Source organism: Streptomyces spinoverrucosus (genome assembly GCF_006539505.1).
Lineage (GTDB): Bacteria > Actinomycetota > Actinomycetes > Streptomycetales > Streptomycetaceae > Streptomyces > Streptomyces spinoverrucosus.
The window spans coordinates 15,625-39,406 of sequence record NZ_BJND01000058.1 but is presented as its reverse complement, the minus strand read 5'-3'; the positions used below and the strand labels follow the sequence as shown (position 1 = coordinate 39,406).

Below are 23,782 nucleotides of genomic sequence, written 5' to 3'. Positions count from 1 at the left end.
GCGCTCACCGACCCCGGCACCGGCTCCGACGCAGCCTTGCTTGCCACCCGGGCCGTCCCTTGCTGTCCGCCTCCGGGAGCACGAACCCCCTGTTCAGACTGGCCAGCACGCCGTCCGGCAGCGGCTCGCGGCGCCATATGGCCCACTCGGCAGGATCGCTCTCGTACGGCGACCGCCTCGGCCCGTGTCCTGGGCGCCTCGTCGTCCGCCACGGTGTACGGCTCGTCCGAGGCCGAGGCGGACGTCCTGTTCGTAGCCATTTCCAAGGGCACTTAGAGGTACCGGACACCACCTGACCGGGTCTGCTCGCGCCGCACGGGTTCACGCCCCCGCGGCTGCCGAGGCTCCGGTCGTGAGGGCGCGGGCGGGATGGCACGCTCGGTCGGGTCGTCCGCAGTGACGGTGAACGGTTCGCCGTGGTGGAGGAGTTCCAGAGGTTCGCCCCCCAGAAGGACGTAGCGTGCCGTGCCGTTGCGGATCTCCACCCGCAGTCTGCGGCCCCGGACCAGCACGGTGAAAGCGAGCCGGACCAGCTGTCCGGGGAGGCGAGGGGCAAACCCCACCACCGGCTCCCCGGCACCGGCGCCACCGTGCTGGCGCATGCCTCCCAGCCCCAGCACCAGGGCGATCCACGTGCCCGCGAGGGAGGCGATGTGCAGCCCGTCGCGGGTGTTGTGCTCCAGGTCCTGCAGGTCCATCAGGGCGGCCTCGGCCACGTAGTCCCAGGCGAGTGGAAGATGCCCGGTCTCGGCGGCGAGGACGGCCTGGCAGCAGGCGGAGAGGGAGGAGTCCCGGACGGTGAGGGCCTCGTAGTAGGCGAAGTTCCGGGCCTTCTCCTCGTCGGTGAAGGCGTCTGGGCAGGTCAGCATGGCCAGGACGAGATCGGCCTGTTTGACGACCTGCTTGCGGTAGAGGTCGAAGTAGGGGAAGTGCAGCAGCAGGGGGTACTGCTCCGGTTGCGTCGCCTCGAAGTCCCACCGTTCGAGGGTCGTGAAGCCCGCCGACTGCTCGTGCACACCGAGCCGGTCGTTGTACGGCACGGCCATGCGGGCCGCGGCGTCCTGCCAGGCGGAGGCCTCCTCGGTCGACGCCCCGAGGCGCGCCGCCTCTTCGGGGTACCGGAGCACGCAGGCTGCGGCGGCCTCCAGATTCCGGCGTGCCATCACGTTGGTGTAGAGGTTGTCGCGGGCGATGGCACTGTACTCGTCCGGCCCCGTGATCCCGTCGATGTGGAAGACGCCCGCGGAGTCCCGACAGCCCAGCGAATGCCACAGCCGGGCGGTGTGCACCAGCAGCTCCAGGCCCGGCCCTCGCTCGAACTCCTCGTCACCCGTGGCGGTCACGTACCGCACCACCGCGTTGGCGATGTCCGCGTTGACGTGGAATGCGGCCGTGCCGGCCGGCCAGTAGCCGGAGCACTCCGCGCCGGTGATGGTCCGCCAGGGGAAGGCGGCTCCCGCCAGACCGAGCTGGCGGGCCCGCTCCAGCGCCGCGGGCAGGGTCTCGTGCCGCCAGCGCAGCGCCGAGGCGACGGCGTGCGGAGCCGTGAAGGTGAGGAGTGGCAGCACGAACGACTCCGAGTCCCAGAACGCGTGCCCGTCATAGCCGGTACCGGTCAGCCCCTTGGCCGGTACGGCGCGCCGCTCGGCCCGAGCTGCCGCCTGCAGCACGTGGAACAGCGCGAAGCGGACGGCCTGCTGGATCTCCTCGTCGCCGTCCACCTCGACGTCCGCCCGGGACCAGAAGTCGTCGAGGTAGGCCCGCTGTTCGGCGAGCAGGCCCTCCCACCCGGAACTGCGGGCGGCCGCGACCGCGCCCTCCACCTGGTCCCGGACGGCGGGCAGCGACCGCTGCGCCGACCAGCCGTACGCCACGAACTTGACCAGCCGCAGTCGCTGCCCAGGGGCCAGGGTGGCCGTGACGGTGAGACGGCTGACGTCGGGTTCGCTCTCGGCCGACCAGGACGTGCCGTCGGGCCCCTCCACGAGGTGGTCGGCCGCGGCACCCACCCGCTGGACGCTGTGGCCGGTGCAGTGCAGCAGACGCAGCCGGGTGCCCTGAGCGAAGTCCTCCTCCGCCCGCAGCGGTGCGTCGATCACCGCGGAGACCCGGGGATCGCCGGAGGTGCCAGGGAGCTGCTCATTGGCCACCAGCTCCGACTGGACGGCCACGGTGACCGGCGTGTCGAGCGGCTCCACCAGGTACTCCACGGCGGCGATCGCCCGCTGGGTGAAGGACACCAGACGGCGGGAGACGACGCGGACCCCGGTCCCGGCCGGGCTGATCCAGTCGACGGTCCTGCTCAGCACACCGGTACGGAAGTCCAGCACCCGCTCATGGGCGACGAGTTCGCCGTAGCGCAGGTCGAACGGCTCGTCGTCGACCAGCAGTCGGATGATCTTGCCGTCGGTGACGTTGATGGCCGTCTGGCCGGACTCCGGGTAGCCGTAGCCCGCCTCGGCATACGGCAGCGGATGCACCTCGTGCACCCCGTTCAGGTACGCGCCGGGCAGCCCGTGCGGTTCCCCCTCGTCGAGGTTGCCGCGCCAGCCGATGTGCCCGTTGGCCAGGGCGAACACGGACTCGCTCTGGGCGAGGACGTCGAGGCTCAGCTCGGTCTCGCGCAGGCACCAGGACTCACAGGCGAAGGACGGGTGGCTGATCACCGCGATCCCTCCAGCAACTGGGCGAGGTCGGTCACGACGAGGTCCGCCCCGTGCCGGCGCAGCTCCGCGGCCTGGCCGACCCGGTCGACGCCCACGACGACACCGAAGTGCCCGGCCCGCCCCGCCTCCACACCGGCCAGGGCGTCCTCGAACACCGCCGCCGCGCCGGGATCGACGTCGAGGAGACGGGCACCGGCGAGATAGGTGTCGGGCGCGGGCTTGCCGCGCAGCCCCTGCTCGCGCGTGGTGATGCCGTCCACACGCCCTTCGAACAGATCCTCGATACCGGCCGCGATCAACACGTCACGGCAGTTGGCGCTGGAGGAGACCACGGCGCGCCGCAGCCCGGCCTCCCGAGCCGCCCGCACAAAGGCCACCGACCCCTCGTACGCCTCCACACCATGCTCGCGGATCATGCGCAGCACCAGCTCGTTCTTGCGGTTGCCCACACCGTGCACGGTCTCCCGGTCCGGCCCGTCGTCGGGTGAGCCCTCGGGCAGTTCGATGCCGCGCGACGCGAGAAAGGTGCGTACGCCGTCCTGGCGGGGTCGTCCGTCCACGTAGTCGTCGTAGTCCTTGACGGCGTCGAAGGGCACGAAGGTGGCACCCTCCCGTTCGGCGCGTTGCCGAAGAAAGGCGTCGAACGTCTCCTTCCAGGCGGCGGCGTGGACCTTCGCGGTCTGCGTCAGCACGCCGTCGAGGTCGAACAGACAGGCACGGATGTGATCGGGAAGGCCCAGCATGGCTCACCGCCCGTCCGGCAGATACCAGTGGTGGGGCCGTACGAGCCGCTGGATGCTCTCCGGCCCCCAGGACCCCGGAGTGTACGGCTCGACCGGCGGCGGATCCTTCAGCAGGGGCTCGGAGACCTCCCACAGGCGATTGATGCCGTCGGCGCTGGTGAAAAGGGACTGATCGCCCAGCATCGCCTCCAGGATCAGGTGCTCGTAGGCCTCCAGAGCGTGGTCCTGGGCGAAGGAGCCGGCGTAGTCGAAGACCATCTCGGCCGTGCCCAGCCGCATCTCGGGGCCGGGTTCCTTCGCCAGGAAGCGCGCGGTGATCCGGCCGGGGTCGTCGAAGTCGATGGCGAGCGTGTCGGAGCGGGCCGCCGCGCTGTCGTGGGCGGCCGCCCGGAACATGCGCAGGGGTGGCTGCCGGAACGTGAGGGTGACCATGTGCCGCCCCTCGGCCAGCGCCTTGCCGGAGCGGAGGTAGAAGGGCACTCCCGCCCAGCGCCAGTTGTCGATCTCGACCCGGAGCGCGGCGAAGGTCTCGGTGTCGGAGGCGGGGGCGACACCCGGCTCGTTGCGGTAGCCCTCGTACTGACCACGCACCACCTGCGCCGGATCCAGAGGCCGCAGACTGCGGAAGACCTTGTCCTTCTCCTCCCGCAGAGAGCGCGCGTCGAGCGCCGACGGAGGCTCCATCGCCACGAAGCCGAGCAGCTGGAAGAGATGCGTGACGATCATGTCCCGGAAGGTGCCGGTGCCCTCGAAGAACCCGGCGCGCCCCTGGATGTCGATGCTCTCAGGGACGTCGATCTGCACATGGCTGATGTGCTCGCGGTTCCACACCGGCTCGAACAGCCCGTTGGCGAAGCGCAGCGCCAGGATGTTGTCGACGGACTCCTTGCCGAGGAAGTGGTCGATGCGGAAGACGCGGGACTCGTCGAAGACGGCGTGCAGGGTGTCGTTGAGGACGCGGGCCGAGGCGAGATCCGTGCCGAACGGCTTCTCCACAATCACCCGGGCACCCTCGGCCAGCCCGGTCGCGCCGAGCATCTTGACGACGGAGCCGAACGCGACCGGCGGCACGGCGAGATGGAACAGCCGCCGAGGGCTGCCACCGACGGCGCGCTCGGCCTCCCGCACGGCGGCCAGGAGCGGGGCCGGATCGCCGGGGTCGGCGGCCCCGAACGACAGCGCCTCCTCGAACGCCTGCCACTGGGGCCCTTCGGGCGCCGCCCGGCCGAACCGGTCGACTGCCTGCCGGGCCTGCTCGCGGAACTCCTCGTCGCCGACGGAGTCGGCGGCGGGCGCCGAGCCGACGATGCGGTACCTCGTGGGCAGCAGTCCCGCCCTGGCCAGATGGAACAGCCCGGGCAGCAGCTTGCGCCGCGCCAGGTCGCCGGTCGCCCCGCAGATGACGATGACGTGATCGTCAGGGAGTCGGCCGGTCGGGGCGACGGAGCGGGTGACGTCGTGCCGGTCGTCAGTGGCCATGCTCTGCTTCCCCGTCCTCGGCTGACCCAGGGTCCTATACGGCACGGTAGCGGCGACGGCGAGCGTCCGCTGAGCGGGCGTGCTCCAGTTGGGGGGCGGCGGCACTGAGCCGATCGGGGCGCAGGTGGTCGCTGTTCCTCTCGGTCCGTTCCGGGTCGGCACCCGCCATGTCTTTGCCAGTGCGTCCGGATCGCCGCGAAGACAGCGGGCGGGTTGCCGCCCTGGGCCCTGCAACGATGGTCAACCCTCCCCACTCCCAAGTCAATCCACCGATTCACTCGGGAACACCCAAGCAATACCTTGGGGTTGTGACACTCGACGATCTCCGAATCTTCGCCGCGGTGTGCCACGCGGGCTCCCTCAGCGCCGTTGCCCGCGACCTGTCCTGCACGCAGTCCGCGGTCAGCCAGCATGTGAAGCGGCTTGAACGAGAGCTGGGAATCAGCCTGATCGAGCGGCACTCACGAGGAGTTGTCCCCACCCAAGCCGGGCACCTCCTCCACGCGGCTGTCGCCGACGGCCTCGGCGGAATCGATCACGCCCTGCGCAGAATCGAGGAACTCGCCCGCGGAGAAGGCGGCTCCGTACGGATCACCACCGGCGCCACCAGCGTCCGGCACTTCATGTCCGCTGCCGTCGTCGACTTCCACCGACGCTTCCCTCAGGCCAGTCTCGAATTCCAGACCGAGACCTCCAGCCGTAGTTGCTACGACGCGCTCGCCGCCGGCCGCGTCGACCTCGCCTGGATCACTCTCGGTCCACCGGTCCACGGCATCGAGCGACGCATGGTCGTCGAATTGCCCTGGGCGCTTGCCGTCGCAGCCGGTGACCCCTTGGCGGCCAGGCCCTTCATCGCACCCGCCGACTTGCAGGACACCCGGCTCATCGGGCTGCCGGAGAACTCGATATCCCGTTCCCAGCTCGACTCCTGGCTGGCGGAATCGGGCATCCGACCCGTCTTCGACACCAGCGTCGCGGACTGGGACACCGCCATCCTGCTGGCCGAACTGGGACTCGGCCACGCCGTCGTCCCCGCTCTGCCCGACTGGCGGGGCCCGGGACACCCGCACCTGCGCCTGGTCCCCATCCCCGCGCTCCCCGTCCTCACCGCGGGGTGGGCGGTCCGCCGCTGGGACACCCTCTCCCCGCTGGCGCGCGCGTTCGCCGACACCGTCGCCGAGCATTGCGGGCAGCAGCCCGCGGGAAGCGGGCCGACACCGTGCGTGCCCTGATGTCGAATGCGCCGGTTCCCGATCGACGTGAGAGTGAAAGCAGCAGATCCCAGGACTCCAGGAGCACGCACCGTGATCGTAACCGCGGACATGTCCATCTCCCTCGACGGATACATCGCCGGCACCAACGTCGCCATCGACAACCCGGGAGGCGACGGCGCCGAGCCGATCTTCGACTGGATCCACAACCTGGCGAGCTGGCGGCAGCGCCAGGGCATGACCGGCGGGGAGGAGAACCGCGACTCCGAGCTGATGCGCGAGTGGTTCGACGCCACCGGCGCGGTGGTCATGGGCCGGATGATGTACGACACGGGCGAGGACTTCTGGGGCGACAACCCGCCCTTCCGGGCCCCGGTCTTCGTGCTCACCCATCGCCCCCGGCCGACCCTGGTCAAGGAGGGCGGCACCACCTTCACCTTCGTCACCGACGGCATCCACAGCGCCCTCGACCAGGCGAAGGCCGCCGCCGGGGACAGGAACGTCGACATCGCGGGCGGGGCGAGCACGGTGCAGCAGTACCTCAGGGAAGGGCTCATCGACGAGCTGCAGCTGCACGTGGTGCCCGCGATCCTCGGAGAGGGGCTGCGGCTCTTCGAGGACCTGGGCACCGGGCGGTGGACCCTGGAGCCGGTCAGGGTCGTGGACACGCCCCTCGCCACCCACCTGAAGTACCGCTTCGTGAAATAGACGGGCCTGCCGTGATCACCCTCCGGCGACATTCCCCGGCACGGCGTCACCGGCGGGCGCGTCTCCGCGGCCGTAATGGTGGGTCGTGAACATGTAGAGCGCTCCGGTAGCCACCACCACCCCGCCGCACAGCAGGACGATCCAGTTCTCGTACCACGGGACCTGCGGGTTGCGGGGCCAGGAGATGTTGACGATGGCGAAGACGCCGTAGGCCAGCGCCGCGGCGTTCACCGCGAGGCCCCAGCGGCCGAGGGTGAACTCGCCTTGCGGAAGCCATCCCTTGAGCCGGGCGCGCAGCGCGGCCAGGACCACCATCTGGAACGAGCCGTAGATACCGAGGATGGCGAACGAGACGATGTTGGTGAGGGCGTCCTCGGAGACCAGCGAGCCGAAGGCGATGAGCAGCGGTACGACGGCGGACACCAGCAGCGCGTAGCCGGGCACCGCGCGGGCGTGGGAGAACCGCCGCAGCAGCCGGTGCCCGGCGATCATCTCGTCCCGGGCGTAGGAGTAGATGAGCCGCCCGGCGGCGGCTTGGAGGCTGATGGTGCAGGAGAGGAAGGAGATCAGCACCACGGCCATCACCAGCCGCGCTCCGACCTCGCCCATGGCGGCGTACAGCAGGTTCACCACCGGGTCGGTGTCCTCGCCCGAGATGATCGCTTCGAAGTCCGTGACCGACAGCAGCAGCGACAGGCAGGTGAACGTGGCCGCGGCGCCACCGATGTAGATGGTGCGGCGCATCGCACGGGGAATGACACGGCCGGGGTGGGGGACCTCCTCGGCGGTGTCGCCGCACGCCTCGAAGCCGTAGTACTGGTAGAAGCCGATGATGGCCGCCGCGAGGAACACCGGTAGGTAGGAGCCGCCTTCGGCGGTCCCGTAGGTGTCGAAGATGACCCCGAGGCCATGGTGACGGTGGGTGGCGAGCAGGTAGACGCCGACGACGAGGGCGCCGATGAGTTCCCCGGCGAAACCGATCACCGCTGCCGCCGAAAGCGCCTTGGTGCCCGCGTAGTTGATGAAGACGGCGACGACGATGAGTACCGCGGCGCACAGCACGGTGGTGTGCACGGTGGGGTCGAAGCCGAAGAGGATGGCGATGTACGGGCCGGCGCCGTAGGCGACGGACGTGATGGTCACCAGCAGCGCCCACATGTACACCCAGCCGGTCATCCACGCCCAGCGCTTGCCCCACAGCCGCCGGGCCCAGGGGTAGACACCGCCGGCGATGGGGTACTGGGCGACGACCTCGCCGAAGACCAGCGCGACGAGGAACTGGCCGCAGCCGGCGAGCACGAACGCCCAGATCATCGGCGGTCCGCCCGTGGCGAGCGCGGTGGCGAAGAGGGTGTAGGTGCTCACCACCGGGGAGAGGTACGTGAAGCCGAGCGCGAAGTTGGCCCAGGGGCCCATGTCCTTGCGGAACTCCGACCCGGCCTCGCCTCCCGGGGCGCCGGCCGCTGGTGCGGGAGGCTGCGGACCGGTCACTGCTCGCCCGCCCGGCGGCCGGTGAGCAGGTCGGCGGCGCGTTCGGCGACGAGCAGGACGGTCACCATGGGGTTGATGGTGGGCATCGTCGGAAACACCGACGCGTCAACGATCCGCACACCCTCGACGCCGCGCAGCCTCAACTGGGGGTCGCAGACAGCCATCCGGTCCTCCGGGGCGCCCATACGGCAGGTGCCCGCCGGATGGTAGACGGTGTGCGCCGCGCGTCGCCCATACTCCGACAGGTCGGCGTCGGAGACGACGTCGGGGCCGGGTGCGATCTCGCGGACGAGCCAGCCGCGCAGCGGCTCGGTCGCGGCGACCTCGCGGGCGACCTTCAGACCGTCCACGATGGTGCGCTCGTCGTGGCCGTCGGGGTCGGTGAAGTACCGGAAGTCCAGGGCGGGGTGTTCGGCGGGGTCGGCGCTGCGCAGCCACATGCGGCCGACCGAGCGGGCGCGCGGCACGTTCGGCGTCATGCACACTCCGTGCTTCGGCACCGGGTAGCCCAGGCGTTCGGTGTTGACGGTGAACGGCACCTGGTAGAAGTGGAACATCAAGTCAGGGCGTGGCTGGCCCTGGTCGCGGCGCAGGAACAGGCCGGCGTCGGAGTCCATCGCGGAGTTGGGCGGCAGCGGCTCGGCGGTCTCCCAGACGATCACGGACTCGGGGTGGTCCAGCAGGTTCTCGCCCACGCCGGGCAGATCGGCCCGCACCTCGATGCCCAGGCCGCGCAGGTCGTCGGCCGGGCCGATACCGGAGAGCAGCAGCAGGCGCGGGGTGTCGATGGCGCCGGCACACAGCAGGAGTTCGCGCTCGGCGCGTACGGTGGCGGGCTCACCGTCGGCGCCCCGGACGGCGACGCGGGTCAGCCGCCCCGACTCGTCGGTGAGCAGCCGGTGGGCCCAGGTTTCCAGGAGAAGGGTGAGGTTGGGCCGGTCCAGGACGGGGTGGAGATAGGCGACGGACGCGGAGGAGCGCAGGTTGCCCTCCGGCTCGTAGGCCAGCGAGAAGAATCCGGTGCCGTCGGCGAAGGGCTCGGCGTTGAAGTCGTCGATGACGGGGACGCCGAGGGCGCGGGCAGGCGGGTGACGAAGTCCTTGGCGATGGGATTGCGGTCTGCCTCGGCCACCGGGACGATCCGGGTGCGCAGCCGGTCGCGGTAGGGCAGGATCGTCGCCGGGTCCCAGCCCGAGCAGCCGCGGCCGACCCAGTCGTCGAGGTCCTGCGGCAGCGGCAGAAAGCTGATCAGCGTGTTGTGGGAGGAGCAGCCGCCGAGCACGCGGGCCCGTGAGTGCAGGATGTGCGAATTGCCGCGCGGCTGCTCGACGGTGGTGTAGCCGTAGTCGAACTCCGAGCCGAGCAGGTTGATCCAGTTGCGCAGACGCAGGATCCGTTCGTCGCCGACATCGCTGGGACCACCCTCGATCACACAGACGCGGCAGTCGGGGTCCTCGGTCAGACGGGCGGCGAGGACGCAGCCGGCGGTGCCGCCACCGACGATGACGTAGTCGTAGGCGGACTCGGCGCCGTTCGCTGCGGTGGGGGCCATGCGGTGCCTTTCTTCAGTGGCCGTCCCATGGTCGGCGGGTGGCGTACTGCGCCAGGTCAGCCCTTGAACCAGCCGGAGGGGGCGGGGGAGAGGTTCTGGTAGATGTGCTTCGCCTCCTGGTACTCGCGCAGTCCGGTGGGACCCAGCTCCCGCCCGACGCCGGAGCGGCCGAAGCCACCCCACTCGGCCTGTGGCACGTAGGGGTGGAAGTCGTTGATCCACACGGTGCCGTGCCGCAGCCGCTGGGCGACGCGCTGGGCGCGGCTCGCGTCGGAGGTCCATACGCCGCCGGCCAGGCCGTAGCGGGTGTCGTTGGCCAGTTCCACCGCCTCGTCCTCGGTGCGGAAGCGCTCTACGGTGAGCACCGGACCGAAGACCTCCTCCTGGACGATGCGCATGGACCGGTCGCAGTCGGCGAACACGGTCGGCAGCAGGAAGAAGCCCCGGCTCAGAGCAGGGTCGTCCGGGCGGGTGCCCCCGGTGACGAGCCGGGCGCCCTCCTCCTGAGCAATGGCGATGTAACGCTCGACCTTCTCGCGATGCTCGGCGGAGCTGAGCGGGCCGCTCTCGACGCCCTCCTCCATACCGTTCCCGAGCCGGATCGCCCGCGCGCGGTGGGCCAGGGCGTCGACGAACCGGTCGTGCAGGGAGTCCTGGACCAGCAGCCGCGAACCGGCCGAGCAGACCTGCCCGGAGTGCAGGAAGGCGGCATCCAGGGCGTAGTCCACGGCGGCGGCGAAGTCGGCGTCCGCGAAGACGATGTTGGGATTCTTGCCGCCCAGTTCCAGAGCGATGTTCTTCGGCCCCTCGGCGGCGCTCGCCATGATGGCGCGCCCGGTGGTCAGGCCACCGGTGAAGGACACCAGGTCGACCTCGGGTGGCTGGTCAGGGCCGCGCCCACGGTCGCCCCGGATCCCAGTACGAGGTTGGCGACGCCGGGCGGTGCGCCGGCCTCCTCGATGAGCCGGACCATGGCGATCGTGGTGAGCGGTGTGGTCTCGCTGGGTTTGAGGACGAAGGTGTTCCCGGCGGCCAGCGCCGGGGCGACCTTCTAGGACGCCTGGAGCAGCGGATAGTTCCAAGGGGCGATCAGCGCGCACACGCCGACCGGCTGGTAGACGACGCGGCTGAGCACGTCCGGGCCGACGTCCACGACCCGGCCGCCGTCCTTGCCCGCCAGTTCGGCGAAGTAGCGGAAGGCGTTCGCCACGTCGTCCACGTCGATACGAGCCTCGGTCAGAGTCTTCCCGGTGTCGAGTGTCTCGGTGCGGGCGATCTCCTCCTTGTCGCGCAGCAGCAGATCATGGACACGCAGCAGCAGGTCGGCCCGGCGGCGCGTGGGAACGTACGCCCAGTCCTCCTCGACGAAGGCACGCCGGGCGGCGCGCACGGCGCGGTCCACGTCGGTGGCGTCGGCCTCGTCGACGGTGGTGATCACGGTGGCGTCGTAGGGGTTGACGACCTCCCGCCGCCCTCCGGATGCCGCCTGCGTCCACTCGCCGTCGATGTACAGCTCACCCACCGCGGGGCCTCCTCCGCATCCGGCCGGTGCCGATCGGCTCGACGGTCAGCAACATGGCCCATCGGGTGGGCGGCGGCCGTGTGGCGCACCGCCGCGATCGCGTCCGAGGGGCCCGGAGGACCCGGGTGGGCCAGGGATTCTCGTCCGAGTGGATCGAAGCCCGGTCCGCTACGTGCGGTGACTGGTCCGGGCACGGTGCGTGCCCGGACCTGTGGCTTACGCGGCGAGGGCGTGGCCGGGGTGCAGAACGACCTTGGTGTAGCCCTCGATGCGCTTGTCGAACTTCTCGTACGCCTGCGGCGCCTGCTCCAGCGGCAACTCGTGGGAGACCACGAAGCTGGGCTTGGCGCGCCCGGCGATGATCAGGTCGCGCAGCTGGCGGTTGTACCGCTTGACGTTGCACTGACCGGTGCCCATCTGCTGACCCTTCTCGAACATCCTGCCGATGGAGACCAGCAGCTGGCCGTGCTTGGCGTGCTCGTCGGGGCCGCCCGGGTCGGAGGGCACATATAGGCCCGGCACGCCGAGCAAGCCGGTCGGCCGTACCGTCTCGACGAGCGCGTTGAGGACGATGGCGGGTTCCTCGTGGCTGGCGTCGTGCGCCTGGGCCTGGTACCCGACGGCGTCCACGCCCTTGTCGGTTCCTTCTCCTTCCGTCTGTTCCTTGATCTGCTCGGCCGGGTGTCCCTTGGTGAAGTCGATGGGAATGGCTCCGATCTCCTCCGCCTTGGCGAGCCGCTCGGGCACCCGGTCGACGGAGAACACCTTCGAGGCACCGCGCAGCAGCGCGGAGTAGGCCGCCATCAGCCCCACCGGACCGGCCCCGTAGACGGCCACGCTTTCGCCGGGGGAGACCTGGGCGAGTTCGCATCCGTGGTAACCGGTCGGGAAGATGTCGGCGAGCAGGACGAAATCAGTCTCGAACTCGTCACCCGGCGGCAGCTTCAGGCAGTTGAAGTCGGCGTACGGTACACGCAACCGTTCTGCCTGGCCACCGATGAACGGGCCCATCGCCACGTATCCGTAGGCCCCACCGGCGAAGCCCGGATTGACCGTGAGACAGAACCCGGTCCTCAGGGCGAGGCAGTTCTTGCAGAATCCGCAGGCCACGTTGAAGGGCATCACGACGCGATCACCCTTCGCCAAGGAGGTCACGCCGGAGCCGACCTCCTCGATGATGCCGAGGTTCTCGTGTCCGAAGACGATGCCCGACTCGGCCGCCGTGCGGCCCTCGTACATGTGCAGGTCGGAGCCGCAGATCGCGGATGACGTGACCCGGACGAGCACGTCGTTGGGGTGCTGAATCTGCGGATCGTCGACGTCCTTCACCGTGACACTGAAGGGCCTCTCGTAGACAACGGCTTTCACCTCTGTCACCTCCCGTCGAGCGCTGGAGGCGGCAGCGAGGATGGGCCGCTGCCGGGGACGTACACAAGGGCGCGGCCATCCGTATGCGCGGTGGCCCATGGGCTCGCCTCACCGCCCGTACTTCCAGGTAACGCCCCTAGGTCAGGCGGTGCAACTCGCCTCGGCGTTCATCGGCTTGGGGAGTTCTGGGGTGCCGGCGCGGTGGTGGGAAACGGTGCGCCGAGCGACGCGTCCACCGAACGGCACGCGGGACAGATGATCTGAGCGTTGCGTCCGTAGCGGTGGGTGAGCCCCTGACAGCGGGGGCAGTATCCGACCTCGTCAGGGGCACAGCCCAACAGGAGAGCGGCGACTGTCCGGTCGGTCGCGGGGTCGATGCGCTGGGGCACCTCGTCCATACGTCCGAATGTACGTCGAGTCACCCTGTGGGAGACGGTTCACCCTGCGGACCACCGGGGTGCTCCCGGCAGGGCTCCCCGGCGGCGACTCATTGCTTATGGCTGACGACTGTACGAAGCGGCGGAGGGCGGGCTGCAGTCGGGCGACGGGTGCGGACGGACACCGCCCGCGTGCTGGACATACGGGTGCCGGAGGACGAGTGAGGCGCGGGGTCAGCCCACGGGATGGCCGGGTTCGATGTCGCGGGCGTCGCTGAGCCGCAGCAGCGGTCCACCGGGACCCTCCAGCGCGCCCCACTCGACCGGGTCGAGGACGAACCCGATGTGATCGCCGCCGCCGGCCTGCCCAACGACCCGGCCGACGAACCACGCCTCGGTGTCCTGAAGGACGACGGCGCCGCCGTGCCCCTTCCGCCAGCGGACGTCCCGGAACTTGTCGACCCCGTCGTCGCCGGTCCGCCCGCCGAAGATCTCGGCCAGTTCCACTTGTTCCCGGGCCAGCAAATGGACGGCCAGAAACTGTGCGGACCGCGCCACCCGGTAGGTGCGGTTGACCTCGGACAGCCACACCACGAACCGCACCGGACGCAGGGAGCACTGTGAGGCGAACCCGACCAGGCACCCGGCCCGTTCCCCACCCGCCGCGGCCGTCACCACACACATATCGGGATCGAGCCGGCTGGTGAACGCGTCCATGTCACCCATGTCCGCCATACTCACGCCCCTCCTGCCTCTCCAGTCGCCATCGGTCGCACGTCCATTACGGCCCTCCGCTCCCGAACCTACGGCAACTGCACGGCGCCGGCCCTTCCCCAAGCACGCCCGTCCGGCACCGGCCTGACGAGGCCCTGGGCGGTCCGCAGGGTGCACTGAACTGCTGATGCGCCGGACACCCGCACATCATCGCCGCACCGCCTCGTTGAGGGCCCGCGCTGCTCCACGACCCATCGGACACGGCAGCCTGCCGTGCACGTCGCACGCCTCACGGCTCTCCCGGTCCGGGTGTTCGCTGAGCGGACGGACCTGACCGGATATAGCTCTTGACGCGGCATCACCACCTGACTGAGCATCAGGCGCACACAGCACCCGCACAGCTCTGGCACCACCGATCCAGGCACCGTTCGACTCCCCACATCGACGAGAAAGTGCGGCTCCCCACATGACACCTTCGAGATCCAGCCTGCCCAGGAGCATTGCCAGACGTACGGCCGCCGTTGCCCTCGTGGCCGTGGCGGGCCTGCTCGCCGCCTCGCCCACGTCCTCGGCGATGCCCGACCGGCCCGCGGCGGCCGACGTCAGCGACGGGACCCTGGCGGCACCCGACATCCCGCTCAGCAACGTCAAGGCCCACCTCACACAGTTCCAGTCGATCGCCACCGCCAACGGCGGCAACCGGGCTCACGGCCGCACCGGCTACAAGGCCTCGCTCGACTACGTGAAGGCCAAACTCGACGCGGCCGGATTCACCACCACCGTCCAGCAGTTCACCTACTCCGGCAGCACCGGGTACAACCTGATCGCGGACTGGCCCGGCGGGGACCCGAACCAGGTCCTCATGGCCGGCGCGCACCTCGACTCGGTCTCCTCCGGCGCAGGGATCAACGACAACGGCTCCGGCTCCGCGGCCGTACTCGAGACCGCCCTCGCCGTCTCCCGCGCCCAGCTCCAGCCCACGAAGCACCTGCGGTTCGCCTGGTGGGGCGCCGAGGAGCTGGGACTGGTCGGCAGCAGGTACTACGTGAACAACCTGCCATCCACTGACCGCGCCCGGGTCTCGGGGTACATCAACCTCGACATGGTCGGCTCCCCGAACCCGGGCTACTTCGTCTACGACGACGATCCGGCGATCGAGAAGGTCTTCAAGGACTGGTACGCGGGCATCGGCGTACCGACCGAGATAGAGACGGAAGGCGACGGCCGCTCCGACCACGCGTCCTTCAAGAACGTCGGCATACCCGTCGGCGGCCTGTTCACCGGCGCCAGCCGTACGAAGACGTCGGCGCAGGCCGCCAAATGGGGCGGCACCTCCGGCCATGCGTTCGACCGGTGCTACCACTCCTCCTGCGACACGACCACCAACATCAACGACACCGCGCTGGACCGCAACAGCGACGCTCTCGCGCACGCGATCTGGACGCTGGGGACGGCGGAACCGCTGCCGCCCGGCGAGTCGTACGAGAACACCACCGACGTCGCCATCCCGGACAACGCGGCCGCGGTGACCTCGGCCCTCACCGTCTCCGGCCGCACCGGAAACGCGCCGGCGGCGCTCCGGGTCGGAGTGGACATCAAGCACACCTGGCGCGGTGACCTCGTCGTCGACCTGCTGGCGCCGGACGGCACGGCATACCGGCTGAAGAACTCAAGCAGCTCGGACTCCGCGGACAACGTCATCACCACGTACACCGTCGACGCCTCCAGCGAGACGGCGAACGGAACCTGGCGGCTGCGGGTGCAGGACGTCGCCGCGCAGGACACGGGCTACATCGACAGTTGGAAGCTGACCTTCTGACCGATGACCTGCGTGTGCCGGGTAGCGCCGGCACACGCAGCCGAGGCGCACCCCACCTTCAGCTCCTGAGTCATCGCCCCCCCGGAAAACGTGCGTGCGTACGGGATTTCCGCCGTGCCAGGATGGCGTCGGGAAGCGAGGTCTCGTGGACGAGTTGAAGCGATTCCGCCTGGCGCTGGTCGCGTGGGCGGCCGGCGGAGCAAGGGCGGATGCGGCCGCCGCGGTGGCGCGGGAGCTGGCCGGCGGCGGCGTGCGGACGATCGTGCTCGTCGAGGGGAGCAGTGATCAGGTCGCGCTCGAAGCGCTGGCCACGCGCCACGGCCGCGACCTCGGTGCGGAGGGCGTCGCGGTAGTACCGCTCGGAGGTGCGACGAACATCGGGCGTTTCCTGGACGTGTGCGGTCCTCCGGGGCTCGGCCTCCCGCTGGCCGGTCTCTGCGACATCGGCGAGGAGCGGCATTTCCGGCGTCATCTGGAGCGGGTCGGGCTCGGGTCCGGTCTCACGCACGCCGGTCTGGAAACACTCGGGTTCCAGGTGTGCGTCGCCGACCTGGAGGACGAGCTGATCCGCGCACTCGGGGCCGAGGGCGTGCAGCAGGTGATAGACGCCCAGGGCGAGATGCGCCCCTTCCGCACCTTCCAGGGCCAGCCGGCACAGCGGGAACGGCCCGTGGAACACCAGCTGCGACGCTTCATGGGCACGCACAGCGGCCGCAAAGCGCTCTACGCGCAAGCGCTGGTCGCGCACCTGGACCTGGAGCGCGTCCCCCAGCCGCTGGAGCGCCTCCTCACCCACGTTTGACACGGCCGCCGTGCGGCTCCCGGGGCTCGCCATCCACCGGCGTGCGCCCAGGCACCGTCACCACCCCCTCCGCGGGCGGCGGTGCCGGGGCGCGTCGACCGGCGACCGACGGATCAGCCCATGCTCTTCGCGCCGTCCAGGGACTCGCGGATGATGTCGGCGTGACCGGCGTGCTGGGCCGTCTCGCCGATGATGTGCAGCAGAACCCGGCGCACGGACCAGCGCGTGCCCGGCTCGTGCCAGGGGGCCGACGGCAGCGGCTGGGACCGGTCCAGGTCGGGCAGCGTGCCGACCAGTTCGTCCGTCCGGCGGGCCACCTCGGCGTACTCCTCCAGCACCCCGGCCAGCGTCTCGCCGGGCAGCATCCGGAACTCGTCGGCCCGCTGCGCCCAGTCGGCCTCGGTCATGTCGCTCCAGTTGCCCAGCACCTGCGGGCCGTGCTGGATGAAGTCGACCCAGGATCGCTCGACCGAGGTGACGTGCTTGATGAGGCCGCCCAGGCACAGTTCGCTGACGGTGGTCCGCTGCCCGGCCTGCTCGTCGGTCAGGTCACGGGTGGTCAGGCGCAGGAACCGGCGATGGTGAGCCAGGGCCTCCAGCAGGTCGGCGTACTCGCCGGTGACGTCGGGAGAGGGCGTGGTCTGGGTGGTGGCGTGCTGCGTCGCGGTCATCGTCTCCGGCTTCCGTCAGTGGTCTTCCGTGGACGAGCTCCACGCTAGGAGCGATATAGGCCGGATCCTGTCCTATATGCAGAGGATCGGGCCCGGAAAGGACACCTCGGCCGCGGCGGCCCCCCGCGTCCGCGCACAGCGCCCTTTCGGCGGCGCAGCAGGTGCAGCGGCGGGCCTCCTCGCTGGACGGAAGCGTCGGCGGGGAAGACGTCGGACCGAGGCATCCGTCCTCGGCGAGCTTCGGGACACCCCGCGTCCGCGGATGCAGCTCCTCGGGGCCGAAGCGTCGGCAACGGGGGCGCGCTTCAGATCACAGCCCTAGCCGCGCCCAATTCCGGCGAAGTTCGCAGGGCTGGGCCAGCGCCGGCTGGGGCGGTCTTGAGAGCACCGCGGCGTATCAGCGAAGACACCCGGCGCCCCGCGCTTCACCCGTGGACACCGACCGGTCGCTCGTACGGTCCCTCGGACGATGCTGCTGGCCGACTTCGGCGCCCCGCTCGACAGCGGCGACGAGCAGCGCGGAACTCACCCCGACGGGGGACGCAGCGATGTATTGCTGGGACAGACGGGTGGAGCGATGACACGGCTGGGCGGCCCGGATGGTGCGTGCCAGGAGCCTGACTGACGGTGGTTCATGTCGAGGCCGGGTTCATTCCAGCTGATGCCCTGTCCGCTGCCCGGCCACGGCGGAAGGACACCGATATGCGATCTGCCCGCATTCTTCTCGCCACGGCGGCCGCCTCCGCCACGCTCGCCTTCGCCACGCCCGGCGCCGCGTTCGCCGTACCGGCCGCGTACTACGAAGGCGGCGACGACTCCTCGTACAGCAAGGAGCACGACAGCGATTCCGGCCGCGACCACGACAAGGACTACAGCAAGGGCTACGACAAGGAGAGCAACCACGACGGGCCGCGCGGCGGAATGCACACGGGTGGCGGTGCACTCGCCGCCGTGCAGGGGGACGACTGGAGCTCGGACCACGAGGACAAGAAGTACGACTCCGATTCCTACAAGGACAAGGGCGATAAGGGCGAGTGGGGCGGTGACGACCACGACAAGCCGCGCGGCGGTATGCACACCGGCGGCGGAGCCCTCGCCTCGCCCGGGGTCACCGCGGGCGGACTGGCCGTGCTCGCCGTAGGCGCCACCGGCATGTACGCACTGCGCCGCAAGAAGGCCGCCGAGCCGACGTCCTGACCGGTCCTGCGCACTCCGGGAATGCGGCCGCCGCCGGCGCACACCGTGCTGGCGGCCCGCGCTCCCGAGGCCCGAAGTCTGTGCTGCCGTGCCCGAGTGAGGTGATGTCCCATGGCAGCTGAACCCTCCTCCACGCCTCCCGCCGAGGAGGCGACGGACGGGCAGTACGCCGGCCGCAGCGGGCGACTGACCCTGTGGGGCGTGGCGATCGTCATCCTCGCCGTCAGTGTGTTCGGCGACCACGAAGGGGCGGACAGCACTCCGCAAACCTCCCGTTCCCCGGTCTCGACCGCCGCTCCCACGGACACGCACCAGTCCACGCGGCCGCTGCCTCGCTCCACACCCATCCGGCTGCTCATCCCGAAGATCTCCGTGGACGCCCCCTTCACCCCCCTCTCCATCGGCGCCTCGGGCCAGCTCGAGCCTCCGCCGGCGGCCGACACCAATCTCGTCGGCTGGTACGCCGAGGGCGTCTCGCCCGGCGAGCAGGGCACCTCGATCATCGCCGGGCACATCGACACGGCCACCTCGGCGGCCGTCTTCGCCAACCTCTACGAACTCCGGCGCGGCGACCGGTTCTCCGTCGCCCGGGCCGACGGGCGCAGGGCGGACTTTGTCGTGGACGACGCGGAGACCTTCGCGAAGGACGACTTCCCCAGCAAGCGGGTGTACGCCGACGCGGAGCGCCCCGAGGTCCGGCTCATCACCTGCGCGGGGGAGTACGACCACTCGGTGAAGGACTACACCGAGAACCTGGTGGTCTTCGCCCACCTCCTGTGATGCCTTTCTCAGCGTTCCTTAGCCCACCTGGCTGGACGTCGCAGTGGGGTTACCTGTCCGCGCTCGCTCTCGTGCTTCCATCGCGTCAAAAGGCAGTCAAGAGGCATATGACATGGCCACCACTAGGAGACAACCGATGACCGAGGACAACGAACCGACCACCTGCACCTTCGATTTCAGCGAAGCCCTGGACTTCGACCCCGCGCTCGCCGACCTGATGCATCGGGGTTCCCCCACACGGATCCGGCTCAGCTACGGCGACGCCGACGCCTGGTTGGTCACCGGCTTCGAGGCCGTCAAGCAGGTGACCACCGACCACCGGCTCAGCCGGGCGGGCATCATCGGCCACGACTACCCACGGATGACTCCCGAGCCCATCGTTTCCCCCGAGTCGATCAATGTCATGGACCCGCCGCACAGCACCCGCGTCCGCCGCCTGGCCTCCCAGGCATTCACCCAGCAGCACGTCGAAGGCATGCGGCAGCGGATCATCCACCTCGCGGACCTCCTGCTGGACGAGATGGAGCAAGAGGGCCCGCCGGCGGATCTGGTCCGGCACCTGTCCAACACGCTGCCCCAGCACACCATCCTCGACCTCCTCGGCATCGAACGGCAGGAATGGCCCCGGATCGAGGAGTCCGTGCACCAGTTGCTCGTCGTCGGTGCGGACAGCAAGCAGTCCGCCGCCACCGCCAAAGCCGACCTGACGGCTTACTTCGCCAAACTTGTCGAACAGCGACGGCACTCACCCGGCACGGACCTCATCAGCGCGATGGCCGCAGCACGGGACGGTGAGGAACAGCTGGACGACAAGGAACTGGCCGTCATGGCACTGACGCTGGCGCTCAGCGGCCAGGACACGGCGACCTGCCAGATCAGCGACATCGCCTACCTGCTCCTGACACGTCCCGCGCTCATGGAGCACCTCAAACGCCGGCCCGAGACCCTGACCGACGTCCTGCACGAGATGCTTCGCTACATCCCGTTCCGAAAAGGGGTCGGAATCCCCCGGGTGGCCCTTGAAGACGTGGAACTGGACGGAGCGCGGATCCGGGCGGGCGACTTCGTCCACGTGTCGTACCTGACGGCCAACCGTGACCCGGAACGCTTCCCGGACCCGCACGTCATCGACGTCGACCGGCCGAACAGTCCGCACATGACCTTCGGCTGGGGCGGGCACCGATGCATCGCCATGCCTTTGGCCATGGCAGAGCTCGAAGTCGCCATCGGGCGGCTCGTCGAGCGCTTCCCCGGGCTGCGGCTCGCGGTGCCGCCGGAGGAGGTGCGGTGGGACACCGAGACGATCAGACGGTTCCCGCTGGAGCTACCAGTGGCTTGGTAGGAAGCCTGCCCGGCCCGGCAACGCCGGGCCTTCCTGCTAGGGACCGCAGATGCGCTGTGCTTCTGCTGCCGCCCTGTCGAGATCGGCCTTGGCGTCGGCCACTGCTTGCTCCCCGACGACGCCCGGGTGCCCGCCTTGAGTGATGAGGTCCTGGTACCACTTCACCATGTCTTCGTAGTCCCTCTCCGCCATCTCGGCGATCGCTTGTGCCTTGGCGCAGTCGTCCGGCACGACGACCGGCGCCGCGTGAGCTGCAGCGGGAAGAGCGAAGGTCAAGGCGGCGGCCGCGGCCGCGCCGGTGAACAGGCGTAGAGACATCATGGGAAGCCTCCGAAAGGAAGGGCGCTGAGACTACGACGTAAGCTCAACCCACCGGCTCGGGCCGGCGGTGGCAACGCACCTGTCGAAGGGATTGGGGTCGCCCTGGTACTCCTGGCAGCGCCAAACGATCCCACCGACGCGGACGGTCGCGGGAGAGCCACTTGAGCCGTGTGCCCGGTAGGCATTGGCGACCTCAAGAGCGGTGGAACACGACGTGCCGGCGCTGCCGAAGACGGCGAGTCCGTAGACACTGTCCGATCCGCAGTACCCGCGGGGCGCCGCGTCTGCGCTCCCGGAGGCGGACAGCGCAGTCAGGGCCGAGACTCCCAGTACTGCGACGACCGCCAGACCGGCCCTTAGGGCCCCTTTGAACGATTGCATCCTGAAGCCGTCCTTCCTCGTGCCGGGCCGAGCGAAGTACCAACTGGACGTCCGCGCCGCGATCGAGGCAGGTCAGCCGTGCCGCCGGCACGACCGTACACTCCCACCACCATCACCCACTCGGACCAGCCCTGCCACTCGGACAGCGCCTGCGGTTATAGTCGTGCCCGGCGGTTTCCGGCCGCCTCTGGGTCCGCGGGCAGAGCTGCAAGCTCACCGGTTGTGCATGAGAGATCGACGGCAGATCTTTCCAGCCCGATGTCGCGGACCCGCGGGCGCCGAGGAAGGACTGCCTTGTCCGCTCAGTCACGCCGTCTCCCCGACCGGCCCAACCTCCGGTACCTCAAGATCGAGGCCAAGCGCCGCCTCGCCGCAGGGGAGTTCACCACCCTCCACGAAGCCCAGCTGGCCATCGCCCGCGAGCACGGGCTGTCGAGCTGGACCGCGCTCAAGGAACTCATCGAGGCCTCGGGTCCGACGAGCCACGCGCTGACGCAGCTGTTGTGGGTGGTGTCCCGCTTCGCGGCGGCCGACACCCCGGGATGGACACCCCCCAACGAGGAGGAACTGCGCCGGCACTTCGATGACCGCTACCTCACCCTCGTGCCGCCGGACTGGCTGACCCGCCTGTTCAGCACGGTGGCCCCGCAACTGCGCGAGGGCCTCACCGAGGTGCGGGCCGAGCCGCAGCGCCTTCACGCCCGCCTCGCCGACCTGCGCGTCGAAGCGGCAACGGAGACCCAGCCGCCGTACCGGCTGCACATGCTGCGGATGTATCCGCTGGAGACGAAGGCCACAGACCCGCGCGTGGCGGCACCGGCGACGAACACCTTCGGGCCGGTGCCGCAGGAGGCAGCCGCGGTGGCCGCGGACGCTTACGCCGAGCTGGGCCTGGTCGGCCTCACTGTGGCCGGCGCGTCCGACGACGGCTCGGTGTGGGCGACCGCACGGGGCTGGGCCGGTCTCGACCAGGACGACGTACTGCTGCCCGAACACCGGTTTCCCGCGTACGCGGTCACCAAGCCGATCACCGCGACCGCCGTCCTGCGGCTCGTCGCGGACGGGCGCGTACGGCTCGACGAGCCCGCGAACGCCTACCTGCGCACCATCCGGCTCGCCGACGACACCGTCACCGTACGGGAACTGCTGACCCATACCGGCGGCGTCGAGACCCCCGCGTCGATGTTCGCCGACCGAGTCCCCGACCTGGCCTCGGTCACCGGGCCGGTCGCGGCGTGCGGCGGGCAGCGCGGCACGTTCGCCTACGGCCACGGCGGGTACGGGATGCTCGGCCAACTCATCGCCGACGTCACCGCGTTGCCCTACCCGCAGGCCGTGGCGCGCATGGTCCTCGACCCGCTCGGCATGACCGGATCCTCGTTCCCCACCACCCCGCCCGCAACCGGGGCGGCGACCGGCTACCGCCTGTCCGACGAGGGCTCCTTCGAGCCCGTGCCGGCCCAGGTCTTCACGCTGCCCGCGGCTGGTGGCCTGTGGACCACCGCGCTCGACCTCGTCCGCTTCGGTCTCGGGTGGTCCTCGCTGCTGCCCGACACGCTCGCCCGCGAGGCGTTGTCGCCGCAGGCCGAGCGGGACGACTTGGGTGGACAGGCAGGCCTCGGCTGGATGCTCGTGTCGGCCAAGGATGTTGCCGGACACCCGGGCGCGGGCGCCGGCTTCAGCGCGTCCCTGATCGTCAGGCCGAGCAGCGGCCGGCCCTGGGTCGTCCTCACCAACCGAACGGTCATCGTCGAACCCGTCAACGAGCGCCTGGCCCTCCCGATCGCCTGAGCAGCAGGTTGCGTGTGTCGGTTGGTCAGTTCTTTGTGTCCGCTGCGGTGCATCTCATCGCGTCCTGACTGGGTGGCGCGCCGTCCCGGATCACGACCGCTGGGTGCCACCATGGCCGTCGCCGACGACGACACGTGGCGCGGCTCGCTGTCGGGCGGCTGTGTCGAGGGCATCGTCCTGGACATGCCCCGCACCGTCCTGGCAGGGGGGCCGCGCCCCAGGTGACCGCCGTGCAGCCCGGAGAAGACCTGCTGTCCTGGGAAGACGCCCCGGTCATGCGCCCGCGAACTGCGGGTCCTCATCACGCCCGCACCCCCCGAGCCGGTCCACTCCGCCATCACCACGGCCCTGGCCGAGGACCGCCCGTGAGGCCGCCCGACCGCTGGTTGGCGCGACAGATCTCGCCGCAGTCCTGGCCACCCTGGCGGGGACCTTGCACCGCAAGGTCGTCGTCGTCGACCCGCGGCCCGGGCATGTCGCCTCCGGGGCCTTCACCGGCACCGCCGACGTCGTCCGTGCCTGGCCCGACGACTGGATCGCCCGTCACCCGCTCGCCGCACCCGACGCGGTCGTCGCACTCAGCCACGACCCGCGCATCGACGACCGCGCCCTGCGCGCCGCTCTGGCAGGCCCCGCCGGATACGTCGCCGCGCTCGGCAGCCGGGCCACCCATGCGAGGCGCCTACGGTGCCTGACCGACGCCCCCGGGCTGGCCCGCCTGGCCGGCCCGGCGGGCCTCGACCTCGGCGGAGCGTCCCTCGCCGAGAACCGCATCGCGGCCGAGGGGGGGCCGTATGGGTGAACCGTCGCTCACCCCAGCCGTGTGGAGAAGCCAAGGGAGACAGGG

At 70.3% G+C, this 23,782-nt stretch carries 18 protein-coding genes and 2 pseudogenes; 10 read left to right on the top strand and 10 right to left on the bottom strand.

Translation table 11 applies throughout. The features are described from left to right. Positions 1–272: 272 nt before the first annotated feature. Genes SSP24_RS32215 through zwf form a run of 3 tightly spaced genes read right to left on the bottom strand, consistent with a single transcriptional unit; the run spans position 273 to position 4,888 of the window. On the bottom strand, positions 273–2,666 hold the full coding sequence (locus SSP24_RS32215; RefSeq protein WP_141313504.1) for a glycoside hydrolase family 65 protein: 2,394 nt from the start codon (positions 2,664–2,666) through the stop codon (positions 273–275). Beyond that, positions 2,663–3,409: an HAD family hydrolase gene (locus SSP24_RS32210; RefSeq protein WP_167529755.1), complete on the bottom strand. Its 747-nt coding sequence runs from the start codon at positions 3,407–3,409 to the stop codon at positions 2,663–2,665. The genes SSP24_RS32215 and SSP24_RS32210 overlap by 4 nt, the downstream gene beginning before the upstream one ends. 3 nt (positions 3,410–3,412) lie before the next feature. Next, a complete protein-coding gene (zwf, locus tag SSP24_RS32205; RefSeq protein WP_141313503.1) occupies positions 3,413–4,888 on the bottom strand; it encodes a glucose-6-phosphate dehydrogenase in 1,476 nt (491 codons plus the stop codon). A 308-nt stretch (positions 4,889–5,196) separates the two neighbouring features. Here zwf and SSP24_RS32200 point away from each other — a divergent pair, with 308 nt between their 5' ends. Together SSP24_RS32200 and SSP24_RS32195 are read left to right on the top strand one after the other, a co-directional pair. Then, on the top strand, positions 5,197–6,120 hold the full coding sequence (locus tag SSP24_RS32200; RefSeq protein ID WP_141313502.1) for a LysR family transcriptional regulator: 924 nt from the start codon (positions 5,197–5,199) through the stop codon (positions 6,118–6,120). A gap of 72 nt (positions 6,121–6,192) precedes the next feature. Then, positions 6,193–6,807, top strand: a complete 615-nt coding sequence (locus SSP24_RS32195) for a dihydrofolate reductase family protein (protein ID WP_141313501.1) — start codon at positions 6,193–6,195, stop codon at positions 6,805–6,807. 15 nt (positions 6,808–6,822) lie between these two features. Here SSP24_RS32195 and SSP24_RS32190 read toward each other — a convergent pair whose 3' ends face one another. From SSP24_RS32190 to SSP24_RS32165, 5 genes and pseudogenes are all read right to left on the bottom strand, one after another. Then, a complete protein-coding gene (locus SSP24_RS32190) occupies positions 6,823–8,298 on the bottom strand; it encodes an APC family permease (RefSeq protein WP_229866127.1) in 1,476 nt (491 codons plus the stop codon). Then, positions 8,295–9,850: pseudogene (locus SSP24_RS32185) on the bottom strand (GMC family oxidoreductase). The gene SSP24_RS32190 and the pseudogene SSP24_RS32185 overlap by 4 nt, the downstream one beginning before the upstream one ends. Positions 9,851–9,906: 56 nt before the next feature. Next, positions 9,907–11,372, bottom strand: a pseudogene (locus tag SSP24_RS32180) (aldehyde dehydrogenase family protein). A gap of 216 nt (positions 11,373–11,588) precedes the next feature. Next, the gene (locus SSP24_RS32175) at positions 11,589–12,740 is read right to left on the bottom strand and encodes a glutathione-independent formaldehyde dehydrogenase (protein ID WP_141313499.1); all 1,152 of its coding nucleotides are present in this window, start codon (positions 12,738–12,740) and stop codon (positions 11,589–11,591) included. Between the two features lie 611 nt (positions 12,741–13,351). Beyond that, a complete protein-coding gene (locus SSP24_RS32165) occupies positions 13,352–13,843 on the bottom strand; it encodes a flavin reductase family protein (RefSeq protein ID WP_141313517.1) in 492 nt (163 codons plus the stop codon). A gap of 454 nt (positions 13,844–14,297) precedes the next feature. On the opposite strand from SSP24_RS32165, the gene SSP24_RS32160 reads away from it, so the two are divergent. Next, positions 14,298–15,650 (top strand): M28 family metallopeptidase, encoded by a 1,353-nt coding sequence (locus SSP24_RS32160; protein ID WP_141313497.1) that lies wholly within the window; start codon positions 14,298–14,300, stop codon positions 15,648–15,650. 145 nt (positions 15,651–15,795) lie between these two features. Continuing rightward, entirely contained in the window at positions 15,796–16,452 is a 657-nt protein-coding gene (locus SSP24_RS32155; RefSeq protein ID WP_141313496.1) for an ATP-dependent endonuclease, read from the top strand. Positions 16,453–16,565: 113 nt separating this feature from the next. On the opposite strand, the gene SSP24_RS32150 is transcribed toward SSP24_RS32155, so the two are convergent. Next, positions 16,566–17,123 (bottom strand): DinB family protein, encoded by a 558-nt coding sequence (locus SSP24_RS32150; RefSeq protein WP_141313495.1) that lies wholly within the window; start codon positions 17,121–17,123, stop codon positions 16,566–16,568. 702 nt (positions 17,124–17,825) lie between these two features. Here SSP24_RS32150 and SSP24_RS32145 point away from each other — a divergent pair. From SSP24_RS32145 to SSP24_RS32135, 3 genes are all read left to right on the top strand, one after another. Next, entirely contained in the window at positions 17,826–18,320 is a 495-nt protein-coding gene (locus SSP24_RS32145) for a hypothetical protein (RefSeq protein ID WP_141313494.1), read from the top strand. Positions 18,321–18,431: 111 nt separating this feature from the next. After that, complete coding sequence (locus SSP24_RS32140; protein ID WP_141313493.1) at positions 18,432–19,100, top strand: class F sortase; 669 nt, start codon at positions 18,432–18,434, stop codon at positions 19,098–19,100. Between the two features lie 136 nt (positions 19,101–19,236). After that, positions 19,237–20,442 carry a cytochrome P450 gene (locus SSP24_RS32135; RefSeq protein ID WP_141313492.1) on the top strand — a complete coding sequence of 402 codons (1,206 nt, stop codon included), beginning with the start codon at positions 19,237–19,239 and terminating at the stop codon, positions 20,440–20,442. 36 nt (positions 20,443–20,478) lie between these two features. On the opposite strand, the gene SSP24_RS32130 is transcribed toward SSP24_RS32135, so the two are convergent. Further along, a complete protein-coding gene (locus tag SSP24_RS32130) occupies positions 20,479–20,763 on the bottom strand; it encodes a hypothetical protein (RefSeq protein WP_141313491.1) in 285 nt (94 codons plus the stop codon). Between the two features lie 675 nt (positions 20,764–21,438). Between SSP24_RS32130 and SSP24_RS32125 the strand changes: the two genes are divergently transcribed. Genes SSP24_RS32125 through SSP24_RS44985 form a run of 3 tightly spaced genes read left to right on the top strand, consistent with a single transcriptional unit; the run spans position 21,439 to position 23,737 of the window. After that, positions 21,439–22,935 carry a serine hydrolase domain-containing protein gene (locus tag SSP24_RS32125; RefSeq protein WP_167529754.1) on the top strand — a complete coding sequence of 499 codons (1,497 nt, stop codon included), beginning with the start codon at positions 21,439–21,441 and terminating at the stop codon, positions 22,933–22,935. A gap of 12 nt (positions 22,936–22,947) precedes the next feature. After that, the gene (locus tag SSP24_RS43105; protein ID WP_308794538.1) at positions 22,948–23,160 is read left to right on the top strand and encodes an XdhC family protein; all 213 of its coding nucleotides are present in this window, start codon (positions 22,948–22,950) and stop codon (positions 23,158–23,160) included. Beyond that, positions 23,096–23,737, top strand: a complete 642-nt coding sequence (locus SSP24_RS44985) for an XdhC family protein (protein WP_268255106.1) — start codon at positions 23,096–23,098, stop codon at positions 23,735–23,737. Before SSP24_RS43105 ends, SSP24_RS44985 begins: the two co-directional genes overlap by 65 nt. Positions 23,738–23,782 lie beyond the last annotated feature (45 nt).

Bases quoted from the DNA above. Each gene is read 5' to 3' on its own strand.
- SSP24_RS32210 (WP_167529755.1), bottom strand. From the start codon at position 3,409: ATGCTGGGCCTTCCCGATCACATCCGTGCCTGTCTGTTCGACCTCGAC.
- zwf (WP_141313503.1), bottom strand. From the start codon at position 4,888: ATGGCCACTGACGACCGGCACGACGTCACCCGCTCCGTCGCCCCGACC.
- SSP24_RS32165 (WP_141313517.1), bottom strand. From the start codon at position 13,843: ATGGGTGACATGGACGCGTTCACCAGCCGGCTCGATCCCGATATGTGT.
- SSP24_RS32160 (WP_141313497.1), top strand. From the start codon at position 14,298: ATGACACCTTCGAGATCCAGCCTGCCCAGGAGCATTGCCAGACGTACG.
- SSP24_RS32150 (WP_141313495.1), bottom strand. From the start codon at position 17,123: ATGACCGCGACGCAGCACGCCACCACCCAGACCACGCCCTCTCCCGAC.
- SSP24_RS32145 (WP_141313494.1), top strand. From the start codon at position 17,826: ATGCGATCTGCCCGCATTCTTCTCGCCACGGCGGCCGCCTCCGCCACG.
- SSP24_RS32140 (WP_141313493.1), top strand. From the start codon at position 18,432: ATGGCAGCTGAACCCTCCTCCACGCCTCCCGCCGAGGAGGCGACGGAC.
- SSP24_RS32135 (WP_141313492.1), top strand. From the start codon at position 19,237: ATGACCGAGGACAACGAACCGACCACCTGCACCTTCGATTTCAGCGAA.
- SSP24_RS32130 (WP_141313491.1), bottom strand. From the start codon at position 20,763: ATGATGTCTCTACGCCTGTTCACCGGCGCGGCCGCGGCCGCCGCCTTG.